The following is an 18,952-nucleotide window of genomic DNA, read 5'->3' as shown; positions in this document are numbered from 1 at the left end:
AATCTCACAATCGGCTTATATTGGACGTACCATCATTGTATCTATGACATTCGTGTCAAATACAGCGACTTTCGATGTAAAGAGCGGTTTCTCTCCGCTACAGTCGATTTCATCGATATATTTGCCGGAATTGTATATTTCCGTACGACCGTCCGCTCGAGTCATGAATACGGTGTAATTTGTTTGAGCCGTGATCTTTAATTCGTGTTCTGACACGATGCGAGTAGGCCCAAGAATATGACGATAGCTGTGCACCGGAAAGATATTTGCTTTGCGCAAGGATACGATGCGGTCGACCAGCATGCCTTTGCTATCGCAGAATATCGCCGAGACGGTCAGATTGCGGTCATGGTTCTCGCGCGCGATAACCTTGTAAATGCAGTCGTCCGCGAACAGCTCTGGCCATTCCTCAAGTCGATCATCATCTATCCACTCGGCATGGATGGCGTTGATTTCGGTTGCAAGATACTGCAAGCGAAGGCGCTCGGAAATGTTCGGATCCATCTCAGGCCACTCCTTCCAGTTGATCGATGCAGACCCACCCGTCTTCGATCCTGACGGGGTAAGTCTTGATCGCAACCTGGCAAGGAAAGGCCTTCGCCGCCCCAGTGGCGATATCGAACGATCCACCATGAAATGGGCATTCGATGATGCCGCCATCTTGGTACCCATCAGTCAGCATTGCGTTTCCATGGGTGCACATGTTGTCGGTCACGAAGATATCACCATCGACGTTGTAGACAGCCAGCGCGGGCAGTTGCTCCAGAAACACTCCGACCGGTTCGCCATCCTTGACGTCAGCAACCTGGCAAAGACGTACCTTACTTGTCATCGTGCTTCGTAATCCTTTGATGTATTTGATATAGCAGCCAGTCTGGAGGCGGCTTACTGGAGAGGAACATCCATGCCGTACCCCTGGGCCTCATTGCCGTGACCGAAAATGTCGCGGGTGTAGAATTCCTGCTGGGCAGGCGCCTTACGAGCACCCCAACCAAATTCCCACAGCCAGCCAGAAGGGTTGGCGCAGTAGAAGGTGAGGGCCAAATCGTTGGCATGCTTGCCGAGCTGAAGCGCGACATCAATCTGACGCTCGCGCACGATGTCGTGGGCGAGCCCGAGGTCGTCCAGTTCGGTATATTCAAACATCAGATGGTTAATGCGCTTTTCCATCGGGCCGAGGCCGAAGGCGACCGAGTGCTGCCGTTCATTGCAATGCATGAAGTACGGCATGGCCACCATGCCGTTGGGCAGATGCAACTGGTATTCAACCGATCCGCGCAGCCCCAACAGGCGGTAAAACGCGGCTGCGGCTTCGACATCGTCTTGGCGCAGGATGCAGTGACCGATCCCCTCCGACCCGGTGACGAATTTGCCGAACATGGGGCGTCCGGGATGGAAAGGCTTGTGGGCATCCACTTGCGGGCCGTAGAAGATTTCGGTGGGGTTTCCACCGGGATCGGTCAACTTGGCCAGGCCGAGCACGCGGCGCTCGCGGGCTTCGGCATCGCTCGCCACAGTCACTGCTATCCCGGCGTTGGTCAGCTTTTCAACCATTGCCTCGAACTCGGTCGGATCACCAAGCCGCCAGCCCATGTACGCGAGATCGTCAGTGTCGCCTTTGATAAGTGCTATGCGATGATGCCACAGATCCATCCGGAGATAGATGCGATCACTCTCACCTTCGTCGACGACTTCCATTCCGGCAACCTCTGCTGCGTAGGCTCGCCACGCATCGAGATCTGTCACTGACATGCCGAGATATCCAAGTTCGCTGACCGATGACATTGACTGCTCTCCCAAAATTGCCGCCTTTTTTGGCGCTGTGTCCAGCATGCTCGACGACGCTAAACATGCGGCTTCGGCACCTAATCTGGAAAATCTATTAGGCGAATGTTTCGCTGGGTGCAATACGTTGCACTGAATAATTTTCAGCGGTAGGATAGCGGCCTGGCATTGGCTGGTTGATTCGCCGACAGGTGATTGGCGAACTGGTAACTGTTCAGCGACCGGCATTTGCAATGGCGCCGGGGCCAAGTGATCGCAGAAGCGACGTCGGGTCAAAAGGACGATGCGGGAGAGACAGGTAATGAACGCGAAAGAACGACTGGTTGGGCGTATCGCCAACCTGCAGGTCCTGCGGGGACGGCTCCAATCCTGGTTGGCCAAGGATGAAACGCGCGGCGTCTATAAAGTAGATCGTGCAGCTTTTACCGACCCCGAGATTTTCGAGCTTGAGCTTAAGTATGTCTTCGAACGCAACTGGGTGTTCGTTTCGCATGAAAGTCAGGTCGCTAAGCCCAACGATTTTATCACAACCAAAATTGGCAGAGTGCCTGTCATTATAGCCCGTGATAAGACGGGGGTGCTTCGCGGAATGGTGAATGCTTGCGCGCATCGGGGCGCGCGCGTCTGCCGTGAAAAGGCCGGAAATAAAAAGAATTTCATGTGCCCGTTTCATGGATGGACCTATTCATCGGCAGGCGAGTTGCTTGATGTGACGGAAGAGGCGGCTGGTGGCTACGCGCCTGGATTCGACAAGGCTGATTTTGGTCTGCCGCAAATTGCGCGCCTTGAAAGCTATCGCGGCTTCATCTTCGCCAGCCTTTCCGACGACGTCTTGCCGCTTGAGGATTATCTTGCAGGGTCGAAAAAGTTCATCGATCTGCTGGTCGATCAATCCAAGACCGGAGAGCTTGAGGTAATCCCTGGCGCGACCCGATATCGTTATCGGGGCAACTGGAAGTTGCAGGTTGAAAACGGTCTGGACGGATACCACGTCAGCACTGTGCATGCGAACTACTTCATGACCGTTCAAAGGCGTGTGCTGGGCGTATCTAAGAACGATACGAAAGCTATCGATTTGGCCAATTACAATCGACAGGATGGTGGGTCATTCTCTTTCGAGAATGGTCATGCAGTCCTGTGGATGGACTACGCCAACTTCATTGACCGGCCGAACTTTGAAATTCTTGACTGGCTGACTGCCAAACACGGAGAGGAGAAGTCGTTGTGGATGAACAAGCGGATCCGCAATCTCCAACTTTTCCCCAATGTGTTCTTGATGGACCAGAGCAGTAGCCAGATCAGAATCATTCACCCGATTTCGGTCGATGAAACGGAAGTCACGACCTATTGCATCGCGCCTGTTGGTGAGAGTGCTGAGGCCCGGGCCTTGCGGCTTCGGCAGTATGAAGACTTCTTCAACGCCAGCGGCATGGCGACGCCCGATGACCTGACCGAGTTCAACAACTGCCAGGCCGGTTTCGCTGCCGGTGAAGGCCGGATGAACGACATGTCGCGTGGCGCCACAAGGTGGGAGAAGGACGCTGGACATTTTGGTGCAGGCTTGGGTGTGGACGCCGTCCTCAGCAGTCCCTCCGTGGCTGACGAAGGCCTTTATGTCGCGATCCATGATGAGTGGGTGAACCGTATGAATTCGGCGATCGATCGCGAAGGCGCTGAACTGATGGCGTTTGGGGACAAGGAGCCGGTTTTGTGAATGACGTCGATGCAAAATGGCTGTCGGTGTTGCGCTTCCTTGGGCGAGAAGCCCAGGCGCTGGACGAGAAGGACTGGGATTCCTGGTTGTCGCTCTACGACGAGGAGGCTGAATATTGGGTGCCTGCCTGGGATGATAGTGAACGCCTGACCGCCGATCCGAAGCGTGAAATCTCGCTGATCTATTATCATAACCGGGGCGGGCTGGAAGATCGGGTGTTTCGCATCCGGACCGGTCGGTCTTCATCCAGTACGCCTGCTCCACGGACGCAGCATATGTTCACGCTGCTGTCGGTCGAGGATACCGCTGCTGGTTTGCAGGTGCGAACCTCATGGACCGTCACTTCGGTGCTTGAGGGAGATGTCACCGTTTACAGCGGATCCGCGCACTACGACCTTGCGCCAGCAGGAAATTCCTTTGTGATCAAACGCAAGAAGACGATCGTGATCAACGACGTCGCAAGGACGATGCTCGATGTCTACAGTATCTGACCGGCCAATGGGTTCGCTTGGCGCACGGCCGGTCGTTGGAACGCTGATCGGCGACCCTGCCGGGATCGGTCCGCAGGTTGCGGTCAAGGCGCTTGCGAGCGGGCAGGTTCACGAGGTGTCGGTCCCGGTTCTGGTCGGGTCGTCTGCCGCCGTCGAACGGGCCATCGACATGACTGGGGTCAAAGCACGCGTGCGTGCCATGAAGTCGCTCGAGACGCCCAGTGACGATCCGGGCGTGATTGACGTGATCGACACGGGTGCCTTGCTTGCCGGGGTTCTGCCGCTGGGCGAAGACACTGAGGCGGCGGGGCACGCGACGGCGCAATGGCTTGATGAGCTTGATGCGCTGGCGCGAGACGGATCCTTTGCGGCGACGATCATGGGACCGATCAGTAGCGGTTCGCTGAAGATGGCCGGCAAGCTGGACAAGGTTATCAGCCCCACGCCCGGCGAGAGCTATCTCGTTTTGCTGACCGGCCCCTTGCGGGTTGCGCATCTGACTGATCATTTGTCCTTGCGTCAGGTGATCGATGTCATTTCCGCTGATCTGGTGGCCAAGGCCATCGGTCAGGTGAATGATGCCATGCGGTCCTGGGGCATTGCCAAGCCGCGCATTGCGGTTGCCGGGCTCAATCCCCACGCCATGGGCGATGAGGAACGACTGGCCATCGTGCCGGGTGTCGAGCGGGCCAAGGCCATGGGCATCGCCGTTGAAGGACCGGTCGCGCCGGATTCGGTCTTTCGCCAGTGCATCGAGGGCCGTTACGACATGGTTCTCGCGATGTTCCACGATCAGGGCCATATTGCTGTCAAGACCTGGGGATTTTCGGGCAATTGCGTGATCATTATGGGGCCGCCCTATCTCCACATGTCGGTCGCCCATGGCACCGCCTACGACATTGTCGGTTCAGGCAAGGCGGACGCGGCGATGATGCTCAGCGCGATGCGCACCTGTGGGCGGCTCGCATCTGGGCAGGGATTTGAACTTGAAGGAGAAGCGAAATGAACACTCAAGTATGGGTCGAGGCCCAGCGATCAATCCCCACGGCGATCGACTATAAGGTCTATCACGACCCCGAAATCTTCGCTGCGGAACAGAGCAACGTCTTCAAAGGGCGCACCTGGTGTTACCTTGGACTAGAAGCCGAAATTGCCAATGCAGGCGATTTTCGGACGAGCCATGTCGGTGAAACACCAGTGGTCCTGGTGCGCGGTCAGGACGGCAAGATTTTCGCCTGGGTCAACCGCTGCGCACACAAGGGGGCAACCGTGTGCCGCTCGCTGCGCGGTAACCAGGCCGATGGCGCTTTCGTCTGCGTCTATCACCAGTGGGCTTACGATTCCGAAGGAACGCTGGTTGGCGTGCCGTTCCGGCGCGGCATGAAGGGCGTCGGCGGCTATGACAAGGATTTCGATCCGGCCAATCACTCGCTCGAGAAGCTGCGGGTTGAGAGCTACAAGGGCATGGTTTTCGGCACGTTTTCGTCCGAGATAGAGCCGCTCGAAGATTTTCTAGGCCCCGTGATGCGCAAATATATCGACCGGGTTTTTCATCGCCCGATCAAGGTTTTGGGCTACGCGCGTCAGTATATGTCTGGCAACTGGAAGCTCTATTCCGAAAACAGCCGTGATAGCTATCACGGAGCCTTGCTACATCTTTTCTACCCGACCTTCGGCATTTACCGCCAAAGCCAGGACAGCGCGGGGGAACTTACCGAGCAGGGCTTCCATAACGTCTTTACCGTGTCCAAGCCCAAGGGCAACATCGATTACACGTCGTTCGGCGACGAAGCCAATCGGGAGATGCAAGGAGCTACGAAATTGCAGGATGAAAGACTGTTGCAATTCCGGCCCGAAATTGACGACGATGTGGGGCTGCACATCCAGTCGCTGTTCCCCAACGTGGTGTTGCAGCAAATCCAGAACACGCTGGCGACCCGTCAGATCGTGACGCTTGGCCCTGACAAGACAGAGCTGGTCTGGACTTACTTTGGCTATGCCGACGATGATGAGGAAACAACGCGGCACCGCCTGCGCAACCTGAATCTTGTTGGGCCCTCCGGGCTGATATCGATGGAGGACGGCGAAGCGGTCGAGCTTTGCCAGCAGGGTACCATCGGGGCGGAAGGCAAGTTTAATTTCATCGAAATGGGTGGCGACGATGTGCGCGAATATTACGCGCCGATGGGCATGGATGAGAACGCCGTGCGTGGATTCTGGAAAGGGTATCTGGAATTGATGGGTGATGCCTTGTCGGCCTCGACAGTGGGGGTGCCAGCATGACAATCGCCGATCCCGTTCTGCAAGGTCTGATCGATTCCCTGAACGCCGCTTACGGCCTATGCCTCGATGACGGGCGCCTTGAAGATTGGCCCGAGTTCTTTGTTGAAGATTGCCTCTACCAGGTGATCGCTCGCGAGAATGTCGACAATGGCCTGCCTGCCGCAGTGATGTATTGTGATAGCAAGGGGATGCTGGTTGATCGCGTGGTGGCCCTGCGCCATGCCAACGTGTTCCCCGAACATTTCAGTCGTCATCTAATCTCTCGGGCGGTGGTGACCGGGAGCGACGGGAACACGGTGACGGCGGAGGCCAGCTATGCTGTGCTGCAAACCCGCAATGACGGTGAAACGCGCATCTATAATGCCGGGAAGTATATCGACAGGTTGCTGGTCAAGGATGGCGCGGCAAGGTTGATTAGCCGGACGTGCGTCTACGACACCCATCGGATCGCGACCCTGCTGGCGACCCCGATCTGACGGCCGTAATTTTTACCGACAAAAGACAAGAGGAGAAACACAATGCAGTTGTTCATCAGTCCGGGCGCCTGTTCGCTTGCACCGCATATTGCCCTGCGCGAAGCCGGCGCGGATTTCGAGGCGGTCAAGGTCGATCTCTCAACCCGCAAAACCGAAGCAGGCGACGATTTTCTGGCCGTTAATCCATCCGGGAAGGTACCGGCGCTGACCCTGGACAACGGTCAGAGCCTGACCGAGAACCCAGCAATTCTGCTCTATATCGCCGATCAAAATCCCGGAGTCGGCTTGGCGCCAGCCGAGGGCAGCATTGAGCGCTATCAGCTGTTGAGCCGCCTCAGCTTTCTCGGCTCGGAATTCCACAAGGCCTTTGTGCCCCTGTTCACTCCCGGAACGTCCGATGAGGTCAAGGCGGCGGCCGCGGTGTTGGTCAAGAATCACCTGGCAGCGCTCGACAAGGAGCTGGACGGACGCGATCACTACGTCGGAGATTCGTTCAGCGTCGCCGATATCTACCTATTCGTGATGCTTGGATGGCCCGGACATGTGGGCATCGATATGTCTGCATATCCCGCGCTCGGCACTTATGCCGGCAAGATCGCGCAGCGTCCCGCTGTGGGTGCAGCGCTAAAGGCCGAAGGCCTAGCATGAGGTAGCTCGCGCACCGCTCGCAGGTATACGGCGAGTATAACGCATTCGCTAATTGCCAACGCGTTCTGTTTTGTGCAATAAAGCTGAAAATGATTCTAGCGCCCGCCTATAATGTTTGCCGTCAAGACGACGGGAGGCGCTTAGGCTTGAAGGCGGTAAAGGCGCGATCGGGAGAGATATGGTCACCGCAACGAAAGAAGATCCACGCCCCGAGATTGGCAAGTCGCTGGTAGTCGATGGCAGTGTTACCAACTACCATGATGTGGGCGAAGGGCCGCCAGTCGTGCTTATCCATGGATCGGGACCAGGTGTCACGGCATGGGCTAACTGGCGGCTCAATATGCCAGCTCTTGCAAAACAGTTCCGGGTGATTGCGCCGGACATGTACGGATTTGGTTATTCCGATTCCAAGGGCCGTATCGAAGACAAGCAGATCTGGGTCGACCAGATTGCCGCCCTGCTTGACGGGCTTGGCATCGACAAGGTGTCAATGGTGGGCAATTCGTTCGGTGGCGGCATTGCGCTGGCTTTCACGATCGCGCATCCTCATCGAGTCGAGCGGGCGGTCCTTATGGGACCGGCCGGTCTTGAGTTCCCGATCACGCCAGCGCTCGATGAGGTCTGGGGCTATGTTCCCTCGGTCGAGGCCATGCGCTCGTCGCTCGAATATCTTGCCTGGGATCACAGCAGGCTGACCGACGATCTGATCAAGTCGCGATACGAAGCAAGTATGCGTCCTGGTGCACAGGAACCGTATCATGCGACCTTTGGCGGCGCGGACCGTCAAGCCAATATCGCGATGCTGGCAAGCCGCGAAGAAGACATTGCGGCGCTGCAACACGAAATGCTGGTGCTGCATGGCCGGTTCGATGAGGTTATTCCACTGGAGTCGAGCGTGCGCTTGGCAACGCTGCTGCCTCGTGCTGACTTGAACGTGTTTGGCGAATGCGGGCACTGGGTCCAGATTGAGCGCATGGTCAGCTTTAACCGAGTTGTGTCTGAATTTTTCAGCAACGGCCTCAAGGGCTGACGCATGCAAGGAGAACTGAAATGGCTTTGACCGGTGTAATTCGCCCTGGATATGTGCAACTGCGGGTCCTCGATCTCGATGAGGCTATTGTTCATTATCGTGACCGGATTGGTCTCAATCTCGTCAGCGTCGAGGATGGGCGTGCCTTCTTCCAGGCGTTCGACGAATTCGACCGCCACAGCATTATCCTGCGCGAAGCCGATACCGCTGGGCTTGACCGCATGGCGTTCAAGGTCGCGAAAGACTCCGATCTTGATCATTTTGCCGAACGCCTGCTCGATGCGGGAGTGAACGTCGATGTCATTCCCGCTGGCGAAGATCCGGGTGTCGGACGCAAAATCCGCTTCAACGCGCCGACCGCGCATGTGTTTGACCTATACGCAGAAATGGAGCTGTCCGAAACCGGGCCGGCGGTCCGCAATCCTGATGTCTGGATAGCCGAACCGCGTGGCATGCGGGCAACCCGCTTTGATCACTGCGCGCTCAACGGCGTGGACATCTCGGCGAGCGCCAAGATCTTCGTGGAAGTTCTCGACTTCTCAGTAACCGAGGAACTGGTCGACGAAAGTACCGGGGCACGTCTCGGTATCTTCCTTTCATGCAGCAACAAGGCCCATGATGTCGCTTTTCTGGGTTATCCGGAAGATGGCCGGATCCACCACACTTCGTTCAACCTCGAATCCTGGAACGATGTTGGGCACGCGGCTGACATTATCAGTCGCTACGATATTTCGCTCGACATCGGCCCGACGCGCCACGGGATCACTCGCGGCCAGACGATCTATTTCTTCGATCCGTCGGGCAACCGCAACGAGACGTTCAGCGGCGGCTATATCTATTACCCCGACAACCCGCGCCGTATGTGGCAGGCAGAAAACGCGGGTAAGGCGATCTTTTATTACGAGAAGGCGCTGAACGAACGCTTCATGACGGTAAACACCTGATCATGGACGGTTTGGTGACAATCCGGACAATCGGACACGGCTTGGCCGCACAAGCGGTTTCGGCCGCCGTCGCCAAGGGCGAGGAAGCCGGTTACCCGGTCGTTGCCGCCATCATCGGTGGAGGAGGCGAACTGGCGGCTCTGCTGCGCGCGAGCGGTACACCCTTTCCCTCGTCACAAATTGCCCAGGACAAGGCCTATACCGCCGCCAGCTTTCGGGTTGCGACGCCTGACGTGTACAAGATGGTTTCGGGCAATCCGGCGCTGAGCGACGGGATAACCGTTCAGCCGGGGATCGTGATGTTTGGCGGGGGACTTCCCATCGTTATCGATGGCGAATTCGTCGGTGCAATCGGCGTCTCTGGTGGATCTGAAGAACTCGACATTGCCTGCGCCAACGCTGGCCTCTCCGCAATCGGCGCAGAGCAGCAGTGAGCGGCCAGTGCAATAATACATTGGGACGATAGAAATCAAATGACTACCAATTCGCCTCGACCTGTAGCCGACCACATACTCAATTTCATTGGGGGTTCCTATCGCAAGGGCAGCCAAGGAAAGACCTTTGACAACGTCAATCCGGCAACGGGCCAAACAATCGGCACGGTTTATGAGGCAAGCGAAGCCGATGTCGCCGATGCAGTGGCGGCCGCTAAAGCGGCTCTTGATGGTCCTTGGGGCAAGATGACGACTGCCGAGAGGGTTAAGTTGATCGTCGCGGTGGCCGCCGAAATCGAGCGCCGTGCGGATGATTTTCTCGATGCCGAAGTGGCCGATACGGGCAAGCCCCGTCACGTGGCTTCGCACATCGACATTCCTCGCGGCGCGGCGAATTTCCGCATGTTCGCGGACGTTATCGCGACGATGCCAGGTGAATCCTTCACCACGCCGACGCCCGATGGTGGGCAGGCGATCAATTATGCCGTGCGCAAGGCCAAGGGCGTGATCGCGGTGATCTGCCCGTGGAACTTCCCGTTGCTGCTGATGACCTGGAAGGTCGGACCGGCGCTAGCCTGCGGAAACACAGTGGTGGTCAAGCCTTCGGAGGAAACCCCCCGAACAGCAGCGCTACTAGGCGAAGTCATGAACGCGGTAGGGATGCCCCAAGGCGTCTACAACGTCGTCCATGGTTTCGGCGGCGGCTCGGCAGGCGAGTTTCTGACCTCCAACAAGGATGTCGATGCGATCACTTTTACCGGCGAGACCGGAACCGGGCAGGCGATCATGCAAAAGGCTGCAGTCGGGGTCCGCGACGTTTCTTTCGAGCTCGGCGGCAAGAATGCGGCGATCGTCTTCGCCGACGCTGATCTCGACAAGGCGATTGAGGGCCTGTCACGCTCGGTCTTCCTCAACACCGGGCAGGTCTGTCTCGGCACAGAGAGGGTCTATGTCGAGCGGCCGCTGTTCGATGAGTTCGTCCGGCGGATGACGCTGGCGGCGCAGGCATTCAAGCCCGGTTCCATGGGCGATCCGGCCTACCTTGGGCCGTTGAGCAGCGCAGAGCACCGCGATAAGGTGCTAGGCTATTACGCGAAAGCGGTCGAAGAAGGGGCGACGGTTGTCACCGGCGGCGGCGTTCCGAAAGTCGAAGGCGATCAGGCGGGCGGCTTCTACGTGGAGCCGACGCTGTGGACCGGACTTGCGCACGATGCCACGGTGATCCGCGAGGAAATCTTCGGTCCGTGCTGCGGGGTAATCCCGTTCGACTCCGAAGACGAGGTTATCGCGCTGGCCAACGACACCGACTACGGATTGTGCGCGACCGTGTGGACCGAAAACGTTTCGCGCGCGCACCGGGTGGCAGCGGCGATGCAGGTCGGTGTGTGCTGGGTCAATTGCTGGTTCCTGCGCGATCTGCGCACGGCGTTTGGCGGGTCTGGCCATTCCGGGATCGGCCGGGAGGGTGGTGTCCACAGCCTCGAATTCTACACCGAAACCGCAAACATTTGCGTGAAGCTCTGAGATTATGACCATGGAAACCACGATAGACCCTCGGGTCATTCAACAAGCCGCCGAAATGCTGCGTGGAGCCGCGACAAGCGGAACACCCGTGGCGCCGGTTCGCGATCTCATTTCGGCGGGCGGGGTTGATGCTGCCTATGCCGTGCAGGAGGTCAATACCCGGCACTATGTCGACAGCGGACGAAGACTGGTAGGCCGCAAGATCGGCCTCACTTCGCTTGCGGTCCAGCGGCAGCTTGGCGTCGACCAGCCCGATTACGGCATGCTGTTTGCCGATATGGACGTGCCCGAAGGCATACCGATCTCGCTCAATCAGGTGATCCAGCCCAAGGTCGAAGCCGAGATCGCGATTGTCATCGGTCGCGACCTGCCGCATCCCGATCTGACGACCGCAGAAATGATCCGCGCGGTTGAATATGTCGTGCCGGCCATCGAGATCGTCGACAGCCGGGTGGCCAATTGGGACATCCGCATCTGGGACACCGTGGCCGATAACGCCTCGAGCGGGCTGTTCGTGCTGGGCGCGGTTCCGCGCAAGCTCGATGGGCTCGATCTGCGTGAATGCGGCATGGTGATGGAGATCAAGGGCGAACCCATTTCGGTCGGCGCTGGTATCGCCTGCCTGGGCAGCCCGATCACCGCAGCATTGTGGCTGGCACGGGTCATGGCGCGGGTCGGTCGGCCGATGCTTGAAGGCGACGTGATCCTGTCTGGTGCGCTCGGTCCGATGGCCGGGGTAAACCGCGGCGATGTCGTCGAGGCGAGAATCAATGGAGTTGGAACAGTTCGCGCAGAATTCGCCGCGGACGGCAACTGAGGATTGGATGAAAGGCAAGCGTATGCCCAAGATGAAATGTGCGATCATCGGCTCAGGCAATATTGGTACTGACCTGATGATCAAGATGCTCAAGGGTTCGGATGTGCTCGAACTCGCTGCGGTGGTCGGCATCGACCCAGCATCGGAGGGGCTGGCGATGGCCCGCGAGCGCGGTGTGACGACCACCCATGAGGGGATGGACGGGCTGCGTAAGCTGCCGGTTTATCCGGAGATCGGAATCGTCTTCGATGCAACCTCGGCTTACGCCCACAAGGAGCATGATGCCGCGCTGCAGCAGGACGGGAAGCTGGTCGTCGACCTGACGCCGGCTGCTTTGGGGCCGTTTTTCGTGCCCCCGGTAGGAAATGTGCTCGACAGCAGCGTCCGCAACGTGAACATGGTCACCTGCGGAGGCCAGGCTACCATCCCGATCGTAGCCGCCGTCGCGCGCGTTACTCCGGTCCATTACGCTGAGATTGTCGCATCAGTTTCATCGCGCTCGGCGGGACCGGGAACACGCGCCAATATCGACGAATTCACCCGGACCACGGCCAAGGCGATCGAGATCGTCGGCGGTGCGGGCCGCGGGCGTGCGATCATCATCCTCAATCCGGCAGAGCCGCCGATGATCATGCGCGACACGATCTTCACGCTGACCGATCAGGTCGATGAGGACCTTATCCGCCAGTCGGTTCTGGACATGGTGGAGACCGTTCAGTCCTACGTCCCCGGCTATCGCCTCAAGCAGGAAGTGCAGTTCGAACGGTTCGGCTCGAACCGGCCCCTCAAGATTCCTGGCTATGGCGAGTTCGACGGTCTCAAGACCAGTGTTTTCCTCGAGGTAGAGGGGGCGGGCGATTACCTGCCAAAATATTCCGGCAACCTCGACATTATGACCGCTGCGGCCAAGGCGGCCGGCGAGCGGCTTGCAATGCAGAACCTAGAAGAGGTGGCAGCATGACCTTCAACCCTGAAACCGACAAGCTTTACATCCAGGACGTCACGCTGCGTGACGGGATGCACGCCATCCTCCACATGTACGGCACCGACAGTGTCCGCACGATCGCCAAGGCCCTGGACGATGCCGGTGTCGACGCCATTGAAGTGTCGCACGGCGATGGTCTCAACGGCACGTCATTCAATTATGGCTTTGGCTCCCACACCGACTGGGAATGGATCGAGGCGGCAGCCGACGTGATCAAACGGGCGGTGCTGACCACGCTGCTGGTGCCTGGCATCGGCACTGTCGAAGAGCTTCGTCGCGCTTACGCATTGGGTGTTCGCTCGGTACGAGTCGCAACCCATTGCACCGAAGCAGACGTTGCCAAGCAGCATATCGGTATCGCCCGCGATCTTGGTATGGATGTATCGGGCTTTTTGATGATGAGCCACATGATCGACGCCGAGGCGCTGGCCCAGCAGGCCTTGCTGATGGAAAGCTATGGCGCACACTGCGTCTATGTCACCGACAGCGGCGGGGCGCTCGACATGGACGGTGTGCGCGATCGGCTGCGGGCTTACGAACGCGTTCTCAAGCCAGAAACCCAGCGCGGCATGCATGCTCACCACAATTTGTCGCTCGGAGTCGCGAATTCGATCGTTGCCGCTCAGGAAGGCGCCGTACGGATCGATGCCAGCCTTGCAGGCATGGGGGCAGGGGCGGGCAACGCCCCGCTCGAAGTGTTCGTTGCTGCGGCCGACCGAAAGGGCTGGAAGCATGGATGCGACGTGATGGCACTAATGGACGCAGCGGAAGATCTGGTCCGTCCACTTCAGGATCGCCCGGTGCGGGTCGACCGCGAGACGCTGAGCCTGGGTTATGCCGGTGTCTATTCAAGCTTCCTTCGTCACGCGGAAAAGGCGGCCGAACAATACGGCCTCGACACCCGCGAAATTCTGATCGAGCTGGGTAAGCGGCGTATGGTTGGCGGGCAGGAAGACATGATTGTCGATGTTGCGCTCGATCTCGTTTCTGTGCGGGCAGCATAGGCGATGGCAATGAACAAGATTGAACGTTACGCGGAAATTCTGGACAGCGCGGCGCTTCATGCGCGCGCAACGCCCCAACTCACGGATACCGAACCCGATCTGAGTGTGGCAGATGCCTATCTGGTGCAGAAGCTGTCGGTCGATCGTCGCCTCAGCCGCGGTGAACGCCGAATCGGAGTCAAGATGGGTCTGACGAGCCGGGCCAAGATGCTGCAGGTCGGGGTCGACGAGGTGGCATGGGGCCGCCTGACCGACGCGATGCTGATCGAGGAAGGCGCGTCGATGTCTCGCGCACGTTTCGTTCACCCACGGGTTGAACCGGAAGTGGCCTTCCTTATGAAGGCACCACTTTCCGGAAAGGTCACAGCGATGGAGGCACTGGCGGCGGTCGAAGCGATTGCTCCGGCAATGGAAATCATTGATAGCCGGTACGAGAACTTCAAGTTCGCTTTGTCCGATGTTATTGCCGACAATACCTCGTCCTCTGGCCTTGTGATCGGACAATGGAACGATCCGGCCAAGGATTTCTCGAACCTCGGGGTTATTCTCGAAATCGACGGCCATGTGATCGAGGTCGGTTCGACTGCAGCTATTCTCGGCCATCCCTTGCGGTCGTTGGTCGCCGCAGCGCGACTTGTCGCTGAAGGCGGAGAAGAAATCTCAGCAGGCGACATCGTGATGGCAGGTGGCATCACCGCCGCTCCCAATCTCGCGCCCGGTCAAACCGTCCGCACGAGTATCCAGGGGCTTGGTGCCGTAATGTTTCAGGTGGAGGCGTGAATGCCAATCATCGAGGTCAACATGCTCGAGGGTAGATCGACGGACGACAAAGAACGGCTGATCCAAGCCCTGACCGATGCTGCCATCACTTCGATTGGGGCGCCGCGTGAATCAGTTCGCATTATCTTGCGCGAGATGCCGAGCGGCCACTTCGCGGTCGGCGGACAGTCCTTTGCGGCGAAAGCGGCTGCAAAGGCAGCTGAGAAGGTATAGCGTGACAACCGGGCTGCACCGGATCCGGATCGTCGGCGGCGGAGAGTTCAGCTGCGGTGAGGACGAGCGGATCTTGCTTGCCATGGAGCGATGCGGATCGAGCGATATCGGCGTTGGTTGCCGTGGCGGCGGGTGCGGAATTTGCAGGGTCAGGGTGGTCGGCGGAGATTACACGACCGGTAAGATGAGCGTGGCGAAGATTTCGGAGACCGAGCGTGCGGCGGGCTTTGCCCTAGCCTGCAGAGTGTTTCCGGTGAGCGACCTTTTGATCGAAGTTGGATGAATTCTAAGGAGAGATGCAATGGCTACACAGTTGAAAAGTGGTACTAACGAGTACGGAATTAAGAGTGAATACGGTCACTTTATCGGCGGCGAGTGGATTTCCAGTGATAGCGGAAAGACGATCGACCTGATTAACCCTGCCACCGGGGCGGTGCTGACCAAAATCCAGGCTGGCAATGCCAAGGATATCCAGCGCGCAGTGGCCGCCGCGAAGGCTGCTTTCCCGAAGTGGGCGGATAGTTCGGCCGCCGAACGCCAGGAAATTTTGATCGAGGTCGCGCGCCGACTCAAGGCACGGCATCAGCATTACGCGACGCTCGAAACGTTGAACAACGGCAAACCGATCCGCGAATCGATGCATTTCGACATGCCCCAGGCAATCGGCCAGTTCGAATTGTTCGCGGGCGCTGCGTACGGCCTCCATGGCCAGACCATGGATTATCCCGATGCCGTCGGCATCGTTCATCGCGAGCCGTTGGGGGTCTGCGCGCAGATTATCCCGTGGAACGTTCCGATGCTGATGATGGCCTGCAAGATCGCGCCCGCGCTCGCTTCGGGTAACACGGTTGTGCTTAAACCCGCCGAGACGGTCTGCCTTTCGGTGATCGAATTCTTCGTGGAAATGGCCGATCTTCTGCCCCCCGGCGTGATCAACGTGGTCACCGGCTATGGTGCCGACGTCGGAGAGGCGCTTGTGACTCATGAGGACGTCCGCAAGGTCGCCTTCACCGGTTCGGTGGGGACAGCCCGTCGGATCATGCAGTATGCATCCACCAATATCATCCCGCAGACGCTGGAACTGGGCGGCAAGTCCGCGCACATCGTCTGCGCCGATGCCGATATCGATGCCGCGGTCGAAAGCGCCACGATGTCGACCGTGCTCAACAAGGGCGAGGTTTGCCTGGCCGGATCGCGACTGTTCCTGCACGAGTCGATCCAGGATGAATTCCTCGCCAAGTTCAAGGTCGCACTCGAAGGCATTCGCCAGGGCGACCCGCTCGACTTCGCCACACAGCTCGGCGCGCAGGCGTCCCAGATGCAGATGGACAAGGTCGTAAGCTACCTCGAACTGGCGACGGAAGAAGGCGCCAACGTTCTGACCGGCGGCAGCCGCAACGACAAGCTTGCCGATGGGAACTTCATCAGGCCGACGGTCTTTACCAACGTCAACAACTCGATGCGTATTGCGCGTGAAGAGATCTTCGGCCCCGTTACCAGCGTGATTAGCTGGAAGGACGAAGACGACATGATGAAGGTGGCGAACGATACCAATTACGGCCTAGCCGGTGGTATCTGGACCCGCGACATTGCGCGCGCGCACCGCATGGCACGCAAGCTCGAAACCGGCACGGTGTGGATCAACCGCTACTACAATCTGAAGGCCAACATGCCACTCGGCGGCTACAAGCAGAGCGGGTTCGGTCGTGAGTTCAGCCATGAAGTGCTCAACCACTACACCCAGACCAAGTCGGTCGTGGTGAACTTGCAAGAAGGTCGCACCGGGATGTTCGATCATTAATCCCAGACTGATCGATAACCGGAGGCGGAGGAGAGAAAATTGTCTAACAGGCTTGATGGACAGGTGGTGCTACTTACCGGTGGCGCCACCGGGATCGGGGCGGCGGTGGTCGCGCGTTATATTGAGGAGGGCGCCAAGGTTGGCGTCCTGGTCAAGGACGATGAGCAGGTAGAACTCGTACGTTCGCGGCATGGGGACAGCGTGGTGGCCGTGGCGGGAGACGTGCGTTCCTATGCAGACAATGCCCGCGCCGTGGCGGAAACCGTGGCGGCTTTCGGCAAGCTCGATGTATTTGTCGGGAACGTTGGGATCTGGGATTTTATGGTCCCGCTCGAACAGCAGGATCCCGAGCAACTCGGCAAGGTCTTCGACGAAATCTTCGACGTCAACCTGAAGGGTTATTTTCTTGGTGCCCGCGCCGCCATCCCCGAACTCAGGAAGGTTAAGGGAAGCATCATTTTCACGGCCTCGACCTCGAGTTATTATACCGGAGGCGGCGGCACGCTATACGTCGCCTCTAAGCACGCAGTACTCGGGCTGATCAAGCAACTGGCCTGGGAACTGGCACCCGAAATCCGGGTTAACGGCGTTGCACCGGGAGGGACCCGGACTCCACTCAGCGGTACTCAGACGGGTGGCTTTGCAGAAATGAAGATGGAACAGATGCCCGGGCTTGACGAAATGATTTCCAGCATGACCCCGCTCGGGCGGATAGCCGAACCAGCCGACCATGCTGGTCTTTACGCGCTTTTGGCTTCGCGCCGGGACTCTTCGTACATGACTGGCACTGTGCTGCTCAGTGATGGCGGTAGCGGAATCGGCAATCGTCCTGATGGTTGAGTACTCTGCACTCAGCCAGGGTCATTAAAAGGCCCATTGACGTCATAGGTTGAAAAGCGGCAAACTCGTAGAACGGATCCGGAACGGACTGCGCGATTGACTGTTGCTTTCCGCTGTTCGAATGATGTGAGCAGGCGGGCCGGAAACGACAATGTCGGTGTTAATATCTGGGGGCGACGAGGATCTCGCCGGACGTCAAGGAGACCAGTGAGCAGTAAGATCGCGCCAATGAGCATCGCCAGGCGGACGCGTGGCGATTTAACCCCTCGCATTCATGACGGTGCCGTATTTGGTCGCGTTTGGCACCCGACGGCACTGTCGGCTTGATCAAGGCGAGCGTGTCCGCTGCGCCTGTTGCATCGCTGGTGGTCGAGAGGCTTGCAAGGTTGATGGACGGGGTTGAGGCTTTCGGCGGCGCGGCCGCGTCGGCTATGCCGGAGTGGGCCTGAGCGCGAGGGCGATAGACCGGAAGAGGGCGGCGTCGGGGCAGGCGGATGCGAACGCAACCCGGATGCGTGAGGCATTCTTGATGACGCGGGCGGCGACCTGGAGCAGCCGCACGCGCAGCGTCGTGAACTCGGCGGTGGCCAGAGTGGTGGTATTGGGCGCGGTGGCCTTGGGGATTTCCTGCGGGATGCGCCACATCAGCCAGAACGCGGCGGTGTTGTCAACGGCACTGTAATTTTCCCCGGAACGGGGCTCTCCCGCAATTTTGGTGCAGGTGTCATGCCATGATACGCGCCCGGAGCAGGTCGAGGCCAGCCCGGCCGTACATGGAACGCTTGATCAGCTTGAGCTTGTTGATCTTGCCTTCGACCGGTCCAGTGCTCCACGGCAAAATCAATGCGGCGCGCACCGCATCAATATCGCGCCGGAGGCCGCGCGCGAACGAAGCGATGGCGCTTCCAAGTGCCTGGGCGAGCCATGGCTCGAACTCTACGGCTTCGCGTCCGATCAGTATGGCGTAGAAACGCCGCGCGAGGTCGGCAGATTCCGCGATAATGGGCGAGGCGGCGCGGACGGCATCGACGAACCGCGCATCGTCCCGGCAGAGTGTATCGCTGAACGGGGTGAGGAGCCTGTCGCAGCTTGCTGTGCCATGTGTAATACCAACCTGCATTGATCACGACCCACGTGCCCATTTGCGGCGTCCAATTGTCATGATGCGCCATATGTGGACGGC

Annotated in this window: 22 protein-coding genes and 1 pseudogene; 18 read left to right on the top strand and 5 right to left on the bottom strand. The window is 58.7% G+C overall.

Translation table 11 applies throughout. From position 1 onward, the window contains the following. Window positions 1-15 precede the first annotated feature (15 nt). Genes V2I08_RS16660 through bphC form a run of 3 tightly spaced genes read right to left on the bottom strand, consistent with a single transcriptional unit; the run spans window position 16 to window position 1,785 of the window. On the bottom strand, window positions 16-504 hold the full coding sequence (locus V2I08_RS16660; protein WP_051520061.1) for an aromatic-ring-hydroxylating dioxygenase subunit beta: 489 nt from the start codon (window positions 502-504) through the stop codon (window positions 16-18). A 1-nt stretch (window position 505) separates the two neighbouring features. Continuing rightward, window positions 506-832: a non-heme iron oxygenase ferredoxin subunit gene (locus tag V2I08_RS16655; protein ID WP_349636072.1), complete on the bottom strand. Its 327-nt coding sequence runs from the start codon at window positions 830-832 to the stop codon at window positions 506-508. 53 nt (window positions 833-885) lie between these two features. After that, on the bottom strand, window positions 886-1,785 hold the full coding sequence (bphC, locus tag V2I08_RS16650) for a biphenyl-2,3-diol 1,2-dioxygenase (protein ID WP_043152420.1): 900 nt from the start codon (window positions 1,783-1,785) through the stop codon (window positions 886-888). Between the two features lie 301 nt (window positions 1,786-2,086). Here bphC and V2I08_RS16645 point away from each other — a divergent pair, with 301 nt between their 5' ends. The 18 genes from V2I08_RS16645 to hcaB all read left to right on the top strand — a co-directional run bounded on the left by V2I08_RS16645 (window position 2,087) and on the right by hcaB (window position 17,769). Continuing rightward, window positions 2,087-3,499 (top strand): SRPBCC family protein, encoded by a 1,413-nt coding sequence (locus tag V2I08_RS16645; RefSeq protein WP_349636071.1) that lies wholly within the window; start codon window positions 2,087-2,089, stop codon window positions 3,497-3,499. After that, window positions 3,496-3,990, top strand: coding sequence for an aromatic-ring-hydroxylating dioxygenase subunit beta (locus tag V2I08_RS16640; RefSeq protein WP_051520062.1), 495 nt, complete (start codon window positions 3,496-3,498; stop codon window positions 3,988-3,990). Before V2I08_RS16645 ends, V2I08_RS16640 begins: the two co-directional genes overlap by 4 nt. Next, window positions 3,974-4,996 carry a 4-hydroxythreonine-4-phosphate dehydrogenase PdxA gene (locus V2I08_RS16635; RefSeq protein ID WP_349636070.1) on the top strand — a complete coding sequence of 341 codons (1,023 nt, stop codon included), beginning with the start codon at window positions 3,974-3,976 and terminating at the stop codon, window positions 4,994-4,996. The genes V2I08_RS16640 and V2I08_RS16635 overlap by 17 nt, the downstream gene beginning before the upstream one ends. Beyond that, window positions 4,993-6,273, top strand: a complete 1,281-nt coding sequence (locus tag V2I08_RS16630; RefSeq protein WP_349636069.1) for an aromatic ring-hydroxylating dioxygenase subunit alpha — start codon at window positions 4,993-4,995, stop codon at window positions 6,271-6,273. The genes V2I08_RS16635 and V2I08_RS16630 overlap by 4 nt, the downstream gene beginning before the upstream one ends. Further along, a complete protein-coding gene (locus tag V2I08_RS16625; protein WP_169575279.1) occupies window positions 6,270-6,749 on the top strand; it encodes an aromatic-ring-hydroxylating dioxygenase subunit beta in 480 nt (159 codons plus the stop codon). The genes V2I08_RS16630 and V2I08_RS16625 overlap by 4 nt, the downstream gene beginning before the upstream one ends. Window positions 6,750-6,791: 42 nt before the next feature. Beyond that, window positions 6,792-7,397 carry a glutathione transferase GstA gene (gene gstA / locus V2I08_RS16620; protein WP_043152427.1) on the top strand — a complete coding sequence of 202 codons (606 nt, stop codon included), beginning with the start codon at window positions 6,792-6,794 and terminating at the stop codon, window positions 7,395-7,397. Between the two features lie 178 nt (window positions 7,398-7,575). Next, window positions 7,576-8,427, top strand: coding sequence for an alpha/beta fold hydrolase (locus tag V2I08_RS16615; protein ID WP_169575280.1), 852 nt, complete (start codon window positions 7,576-7,578; stop codon window positions 8,425-8,427). 20 nt (window positions 8,428-8,447) lie between these two features. Further along, window positions 8,448-9,371, top strand: a complete 924-nt coding sequence (locus tag V2I08_RS16610; RefSeq protein ID WP_043152429.1) for a catechol 2,3-dioxygenase — start codon at window positions 8,448-8,450, stop codon at window positions 9,369-9,371. Between the two features lie 14 nt (window positions 9,372-9,385). Then, window positions 9,386-9,805 carry a heme-binding protein gene (locus V2I08_RS16605; protein ID WP_349636068.1) on the top strand — a complete coding sequence of 140 codons (420 nt, stop codon included), beginning with the start codon at window positions 9,386-9,388 and terminating at the stop codon, window positions 9,803-9,805. 39 nt (window positions 9,806-9,844) lie between these two features. Further along, window positions 9,845-11,329 (top strand): 2-hydroxymuconic semialdehyde dehydrogenase, encoded by a 1,485-nt coding sequence (locus tag V2I08_RS16600; RefSeq protein WP_096063922.1) that lies wholly within the window; start codon window positions 9,845-9,847, stop codon window positions 11,327-11,329. Between the two features lie 4 nt (window positions 11,330-11,333). Continuing rightward, a complete protein-coding gene (locus V2I08_RS16595) occupies window positions 11,334-12,146 on the top strand; it encodes a fumarylacetoacetate hydrolase family protein (protein WP_169575281.1) in 813 nt (270 codons plus the stop codon). Between the two features lie 22 nt (window positions 12,147-12,168). After that, window positions 12,169-13,107 carry an acetaldehyde dehydrogenase (acetylating) gene (locus V2I08_RS16590; RefSeq protein ID WP_169575285.1) on the top strand — a complete coding sequence of 313 codons (939 nt, stop codon included), beginning with the start codon at window positions 12,169-12,171 and terminating at the stop codon, window positions 13,105-13,107. Then, on the top strand, window positions 13,104-14,135 hold the full coding sequence (gene dmpG / locus V2I08_RS16585) for a 4-hydroxy-2-oxovalerate aldolase (protein ID WP_169575282.1): 1,032 nt from the start codon (window positions 13,104-13,106) through the stop codon (window positions 14,133-14,135). The genes V2I08_RS16590 and dmpG overlap by 4 nt, the downstream gene beginning before the upstream one ends. A 9-nt stretch (window positions 14,136-14,144) precedes the next feature. After that, window positions 14,145-14,915 (top strand): 2-keto-4-pentenoate hydratase, encoded by a 771-nt coding sequence (locus V2I08_RS16580; RefSeq protein ID WP_043152431.1) that lies wholly within the window; start codon window positions 14,145-14,147, stop codon window positions 14,913-14,915. Continuing rightward, window positions 14,916-15,128: a 2-hydroxymuconate tautomerase gene (locus V2I08_RS16575; RefSeq protein ID WP_043152433.1), complete on the top strand. Its 213-nt coding sequence runs from the start codon at window positions 14,916-14,918 to the stop codon at window positions 15,126-15,128. It begins immediately after the preceding gene. Between the two features lies 1 nt (window position 15,129). Further along, window positions 15,130-15,411: a 2Fe-2S iron-sulfur cluster-binding protein gene (locus V2I08_RS16570; RefSeq protein WP_141249587.1), complete on the top strand. Its 282-nt coding sequence runs from the start codon at window positions 15,130-15,132 to the stop codon at window positions 15,409-15,411. Window positions 15,412-15,429: 18 nt separating this feature from the next. Continuing rightward, window positions 15,430-16,929 (top strand): aldehyde dehydrogenase, encoded by a 1,500-nt coding sequence (locus V2I08_RS16565; RefSeq protein ID WP_043152435.1) that lies wholly within the window; start codon window positions 15,430-15,432, stop codon window positions 16,927-16,929. A 39-nt stretch (window positions 16,930-16,968) separates the two neighbouring features. Continuing rightward, a complete protein-coding gene (gene hcaB, locus V2I08_RS16560) occupies window positions 16,969-17,769 on the top strand; it encodes a 3-(cis-5,6-dihydroxycyclohexa-1,3-dien-1-yl)propanoate dehydrogenase (RefSeq protein ID WP_349636067.1) in 801 nt (266 codons plus the stop codon). Window positions 17,770-18,198: 429 nt separating this feature from the next. On the opposite strand, the pseudogene V2I08_RS16555 reads toward hcaB, so the two are convergent. Together V2I08_RS16555 and V2I08_RS20625 are read right to left on the bottom strand one after the other, a co-directional pair. Continuing rightward, window positions 18,199-18,435: pseudogene (locus V2I08_RS16555) on the bottom strand (transposase); the annotation flags it as partial. 58 nt (window positions 18,436-18,493) lie between these two features. Further along, window positions 18,494-18,889, bottom strand: coding sequence for a transposase (locus tag V2I08_RS20625; RefSeq protein ID WP_405053661.1), 396 nt, complete (start codon window positions 18,887-18,889; stop codon window positions 18,494-18,496). Between the last annotated feature and the right edge of the window lie 63 nt (window positions 18,890-18,952).

This window comes from Sphingobium sp. MK2 (assembly GCF_040170545.1).
Classification (GTDB): Bacteria; Pseudomonadota; Alphaproteobacteria; order Sphingomonadales; family Sphingomonadaceae; genus Sphingobium.
Note: the sequence above shows the minus strand (reverse complement) of the source record. Positions and strands in the feature narration are given on the sequence as shown.

Excerpts from the sequence above, each read along its gene's own strand:
- bphC (WP_043152420.1), bottom strand. The coding sequence starts at position 1,785 with ATGTCATCGGTCAGCGAACTTGGATATCTCGGCATGTCAGTGACAGAT.
- dmpG (WP_169575282.1), top strand. The coding sequence starts at position 13,104 with ATGACCTTCAACCCTGAAACCGACAAGCTTTACATCCAGGACGTCACG.
- V2I08_RS16655 (WP_349636072.1), bottom strand. The coding sequence starts at position 832 with ATGACAAGTAAGGTACGTCTTTGCCAGGTTGCTGACGTCAAGGATGGC.
- V2I08_RS16610 (WP_043152429.1), top strand. The coding sequence starts at position 8,448 with ATGGCTTTGACCGGTGTAATTCGCCCTGGATATGTGCAACTGCGGGTC.
- V2I08_RS16635 (WP_349636070.1), top strand. The coding sequence starts at position 3,974 with ATGTCTACAGTATCTGACCGGCCAATGGGTTCGCTTGGCGCACGGCCG.
- V2I08_RS16660 (WP_051520061.1), bottom strand. The coding sequence starts at position 504 with ATGGATCCGAACATTTCCGAGCGCCTTCGCTTGCAGTATCTTGCAACC.
- V2I08_RS16600 (WP_096063922.1), top strand. The coding sequence starts at position 9,845 with ATGACTACCAATTCGCCTCGACCTGTAGCCGACCACATACTCAATTTC.
- V2I08_RS16580 (WP_043152431.1), top strand. The coding sequence starts at position 14,145 with ATGAACAAGATTGAACGTTACGCGGAAATTCTGGACAGCGCGGCGCTT.
- V2I08_RS16615 (WP_169575280.1), top strand. The coding sequence starts at position 7,576 with ATGGTCACCGCAACGAAAGAAGATCCACGCCCCGAGATTGGCAAGTCG.
- V2I08_RS16590 (WP_169575285.1), top strand. The coding sequence starts at position 12,169 with ATGCCCAAGATGAAATGTGCGATCATCGGCTCAGGCAATATTGGTACT.
- V2I08_RS16595 (WP_169575281.1), top strand. The coding sequence starts at position 11,334 with ATGACCATGGAAACCACGATAGACCCTCGGGTCATTCAACAAGCCGCC.
- V2I08_RS16645 (WP_349636071.1), top strand. The coding sequence starts at position 2,087 with ATGAACGCGAAAGAACGACTGGTTGGGCGTATCGCCAACCTGCAGGTC.
- V2I08_RS20625 (WP_405053661.1), bottom strand. The coding sequence starts at position 18,889 with ATGCAGGTTGGTATTACACATGGCACAGCAAGCTGCGACAGGCTCCTC.
- V2I08_RS16630 (WP_349636069.1), top strand. The coding sequence starts at position 4,993 with ATGAACACTCAAGTATGGGTCGAGGCCCAGCGATCAATCCCCACGGCG.
- V2I08_RS16565 (WP_043152435.1), top strand. The coding sequence starts at position 15,430 with ATGGCTACACAGTTGAAAAGTGGTACTAACGAGTACGGAATTAAGAGT.
- V2I08_RS16575 (WP_043152433.1), top strand. The coding sequence starts at position 14,916 with ATGCCAATCATCGAGGTCAACATGCTCGAGGGTAGATCGACGGACGAC.
- gstA (WP_043152427.1), top strand. The coding sequence starts at position 6,792 with ATGCAGTTGTTCATCAGTCCGGGCGCCTGTTCGCTTGCACCGCATATT.
- V2I08_RS16625 (WP_169575279.1), top strand. The coding sequence starts at position 6,270 with ATGACAATCGCCGATCCCGTTCTGCAAGGTCTGATCGATTCCCTGAAC.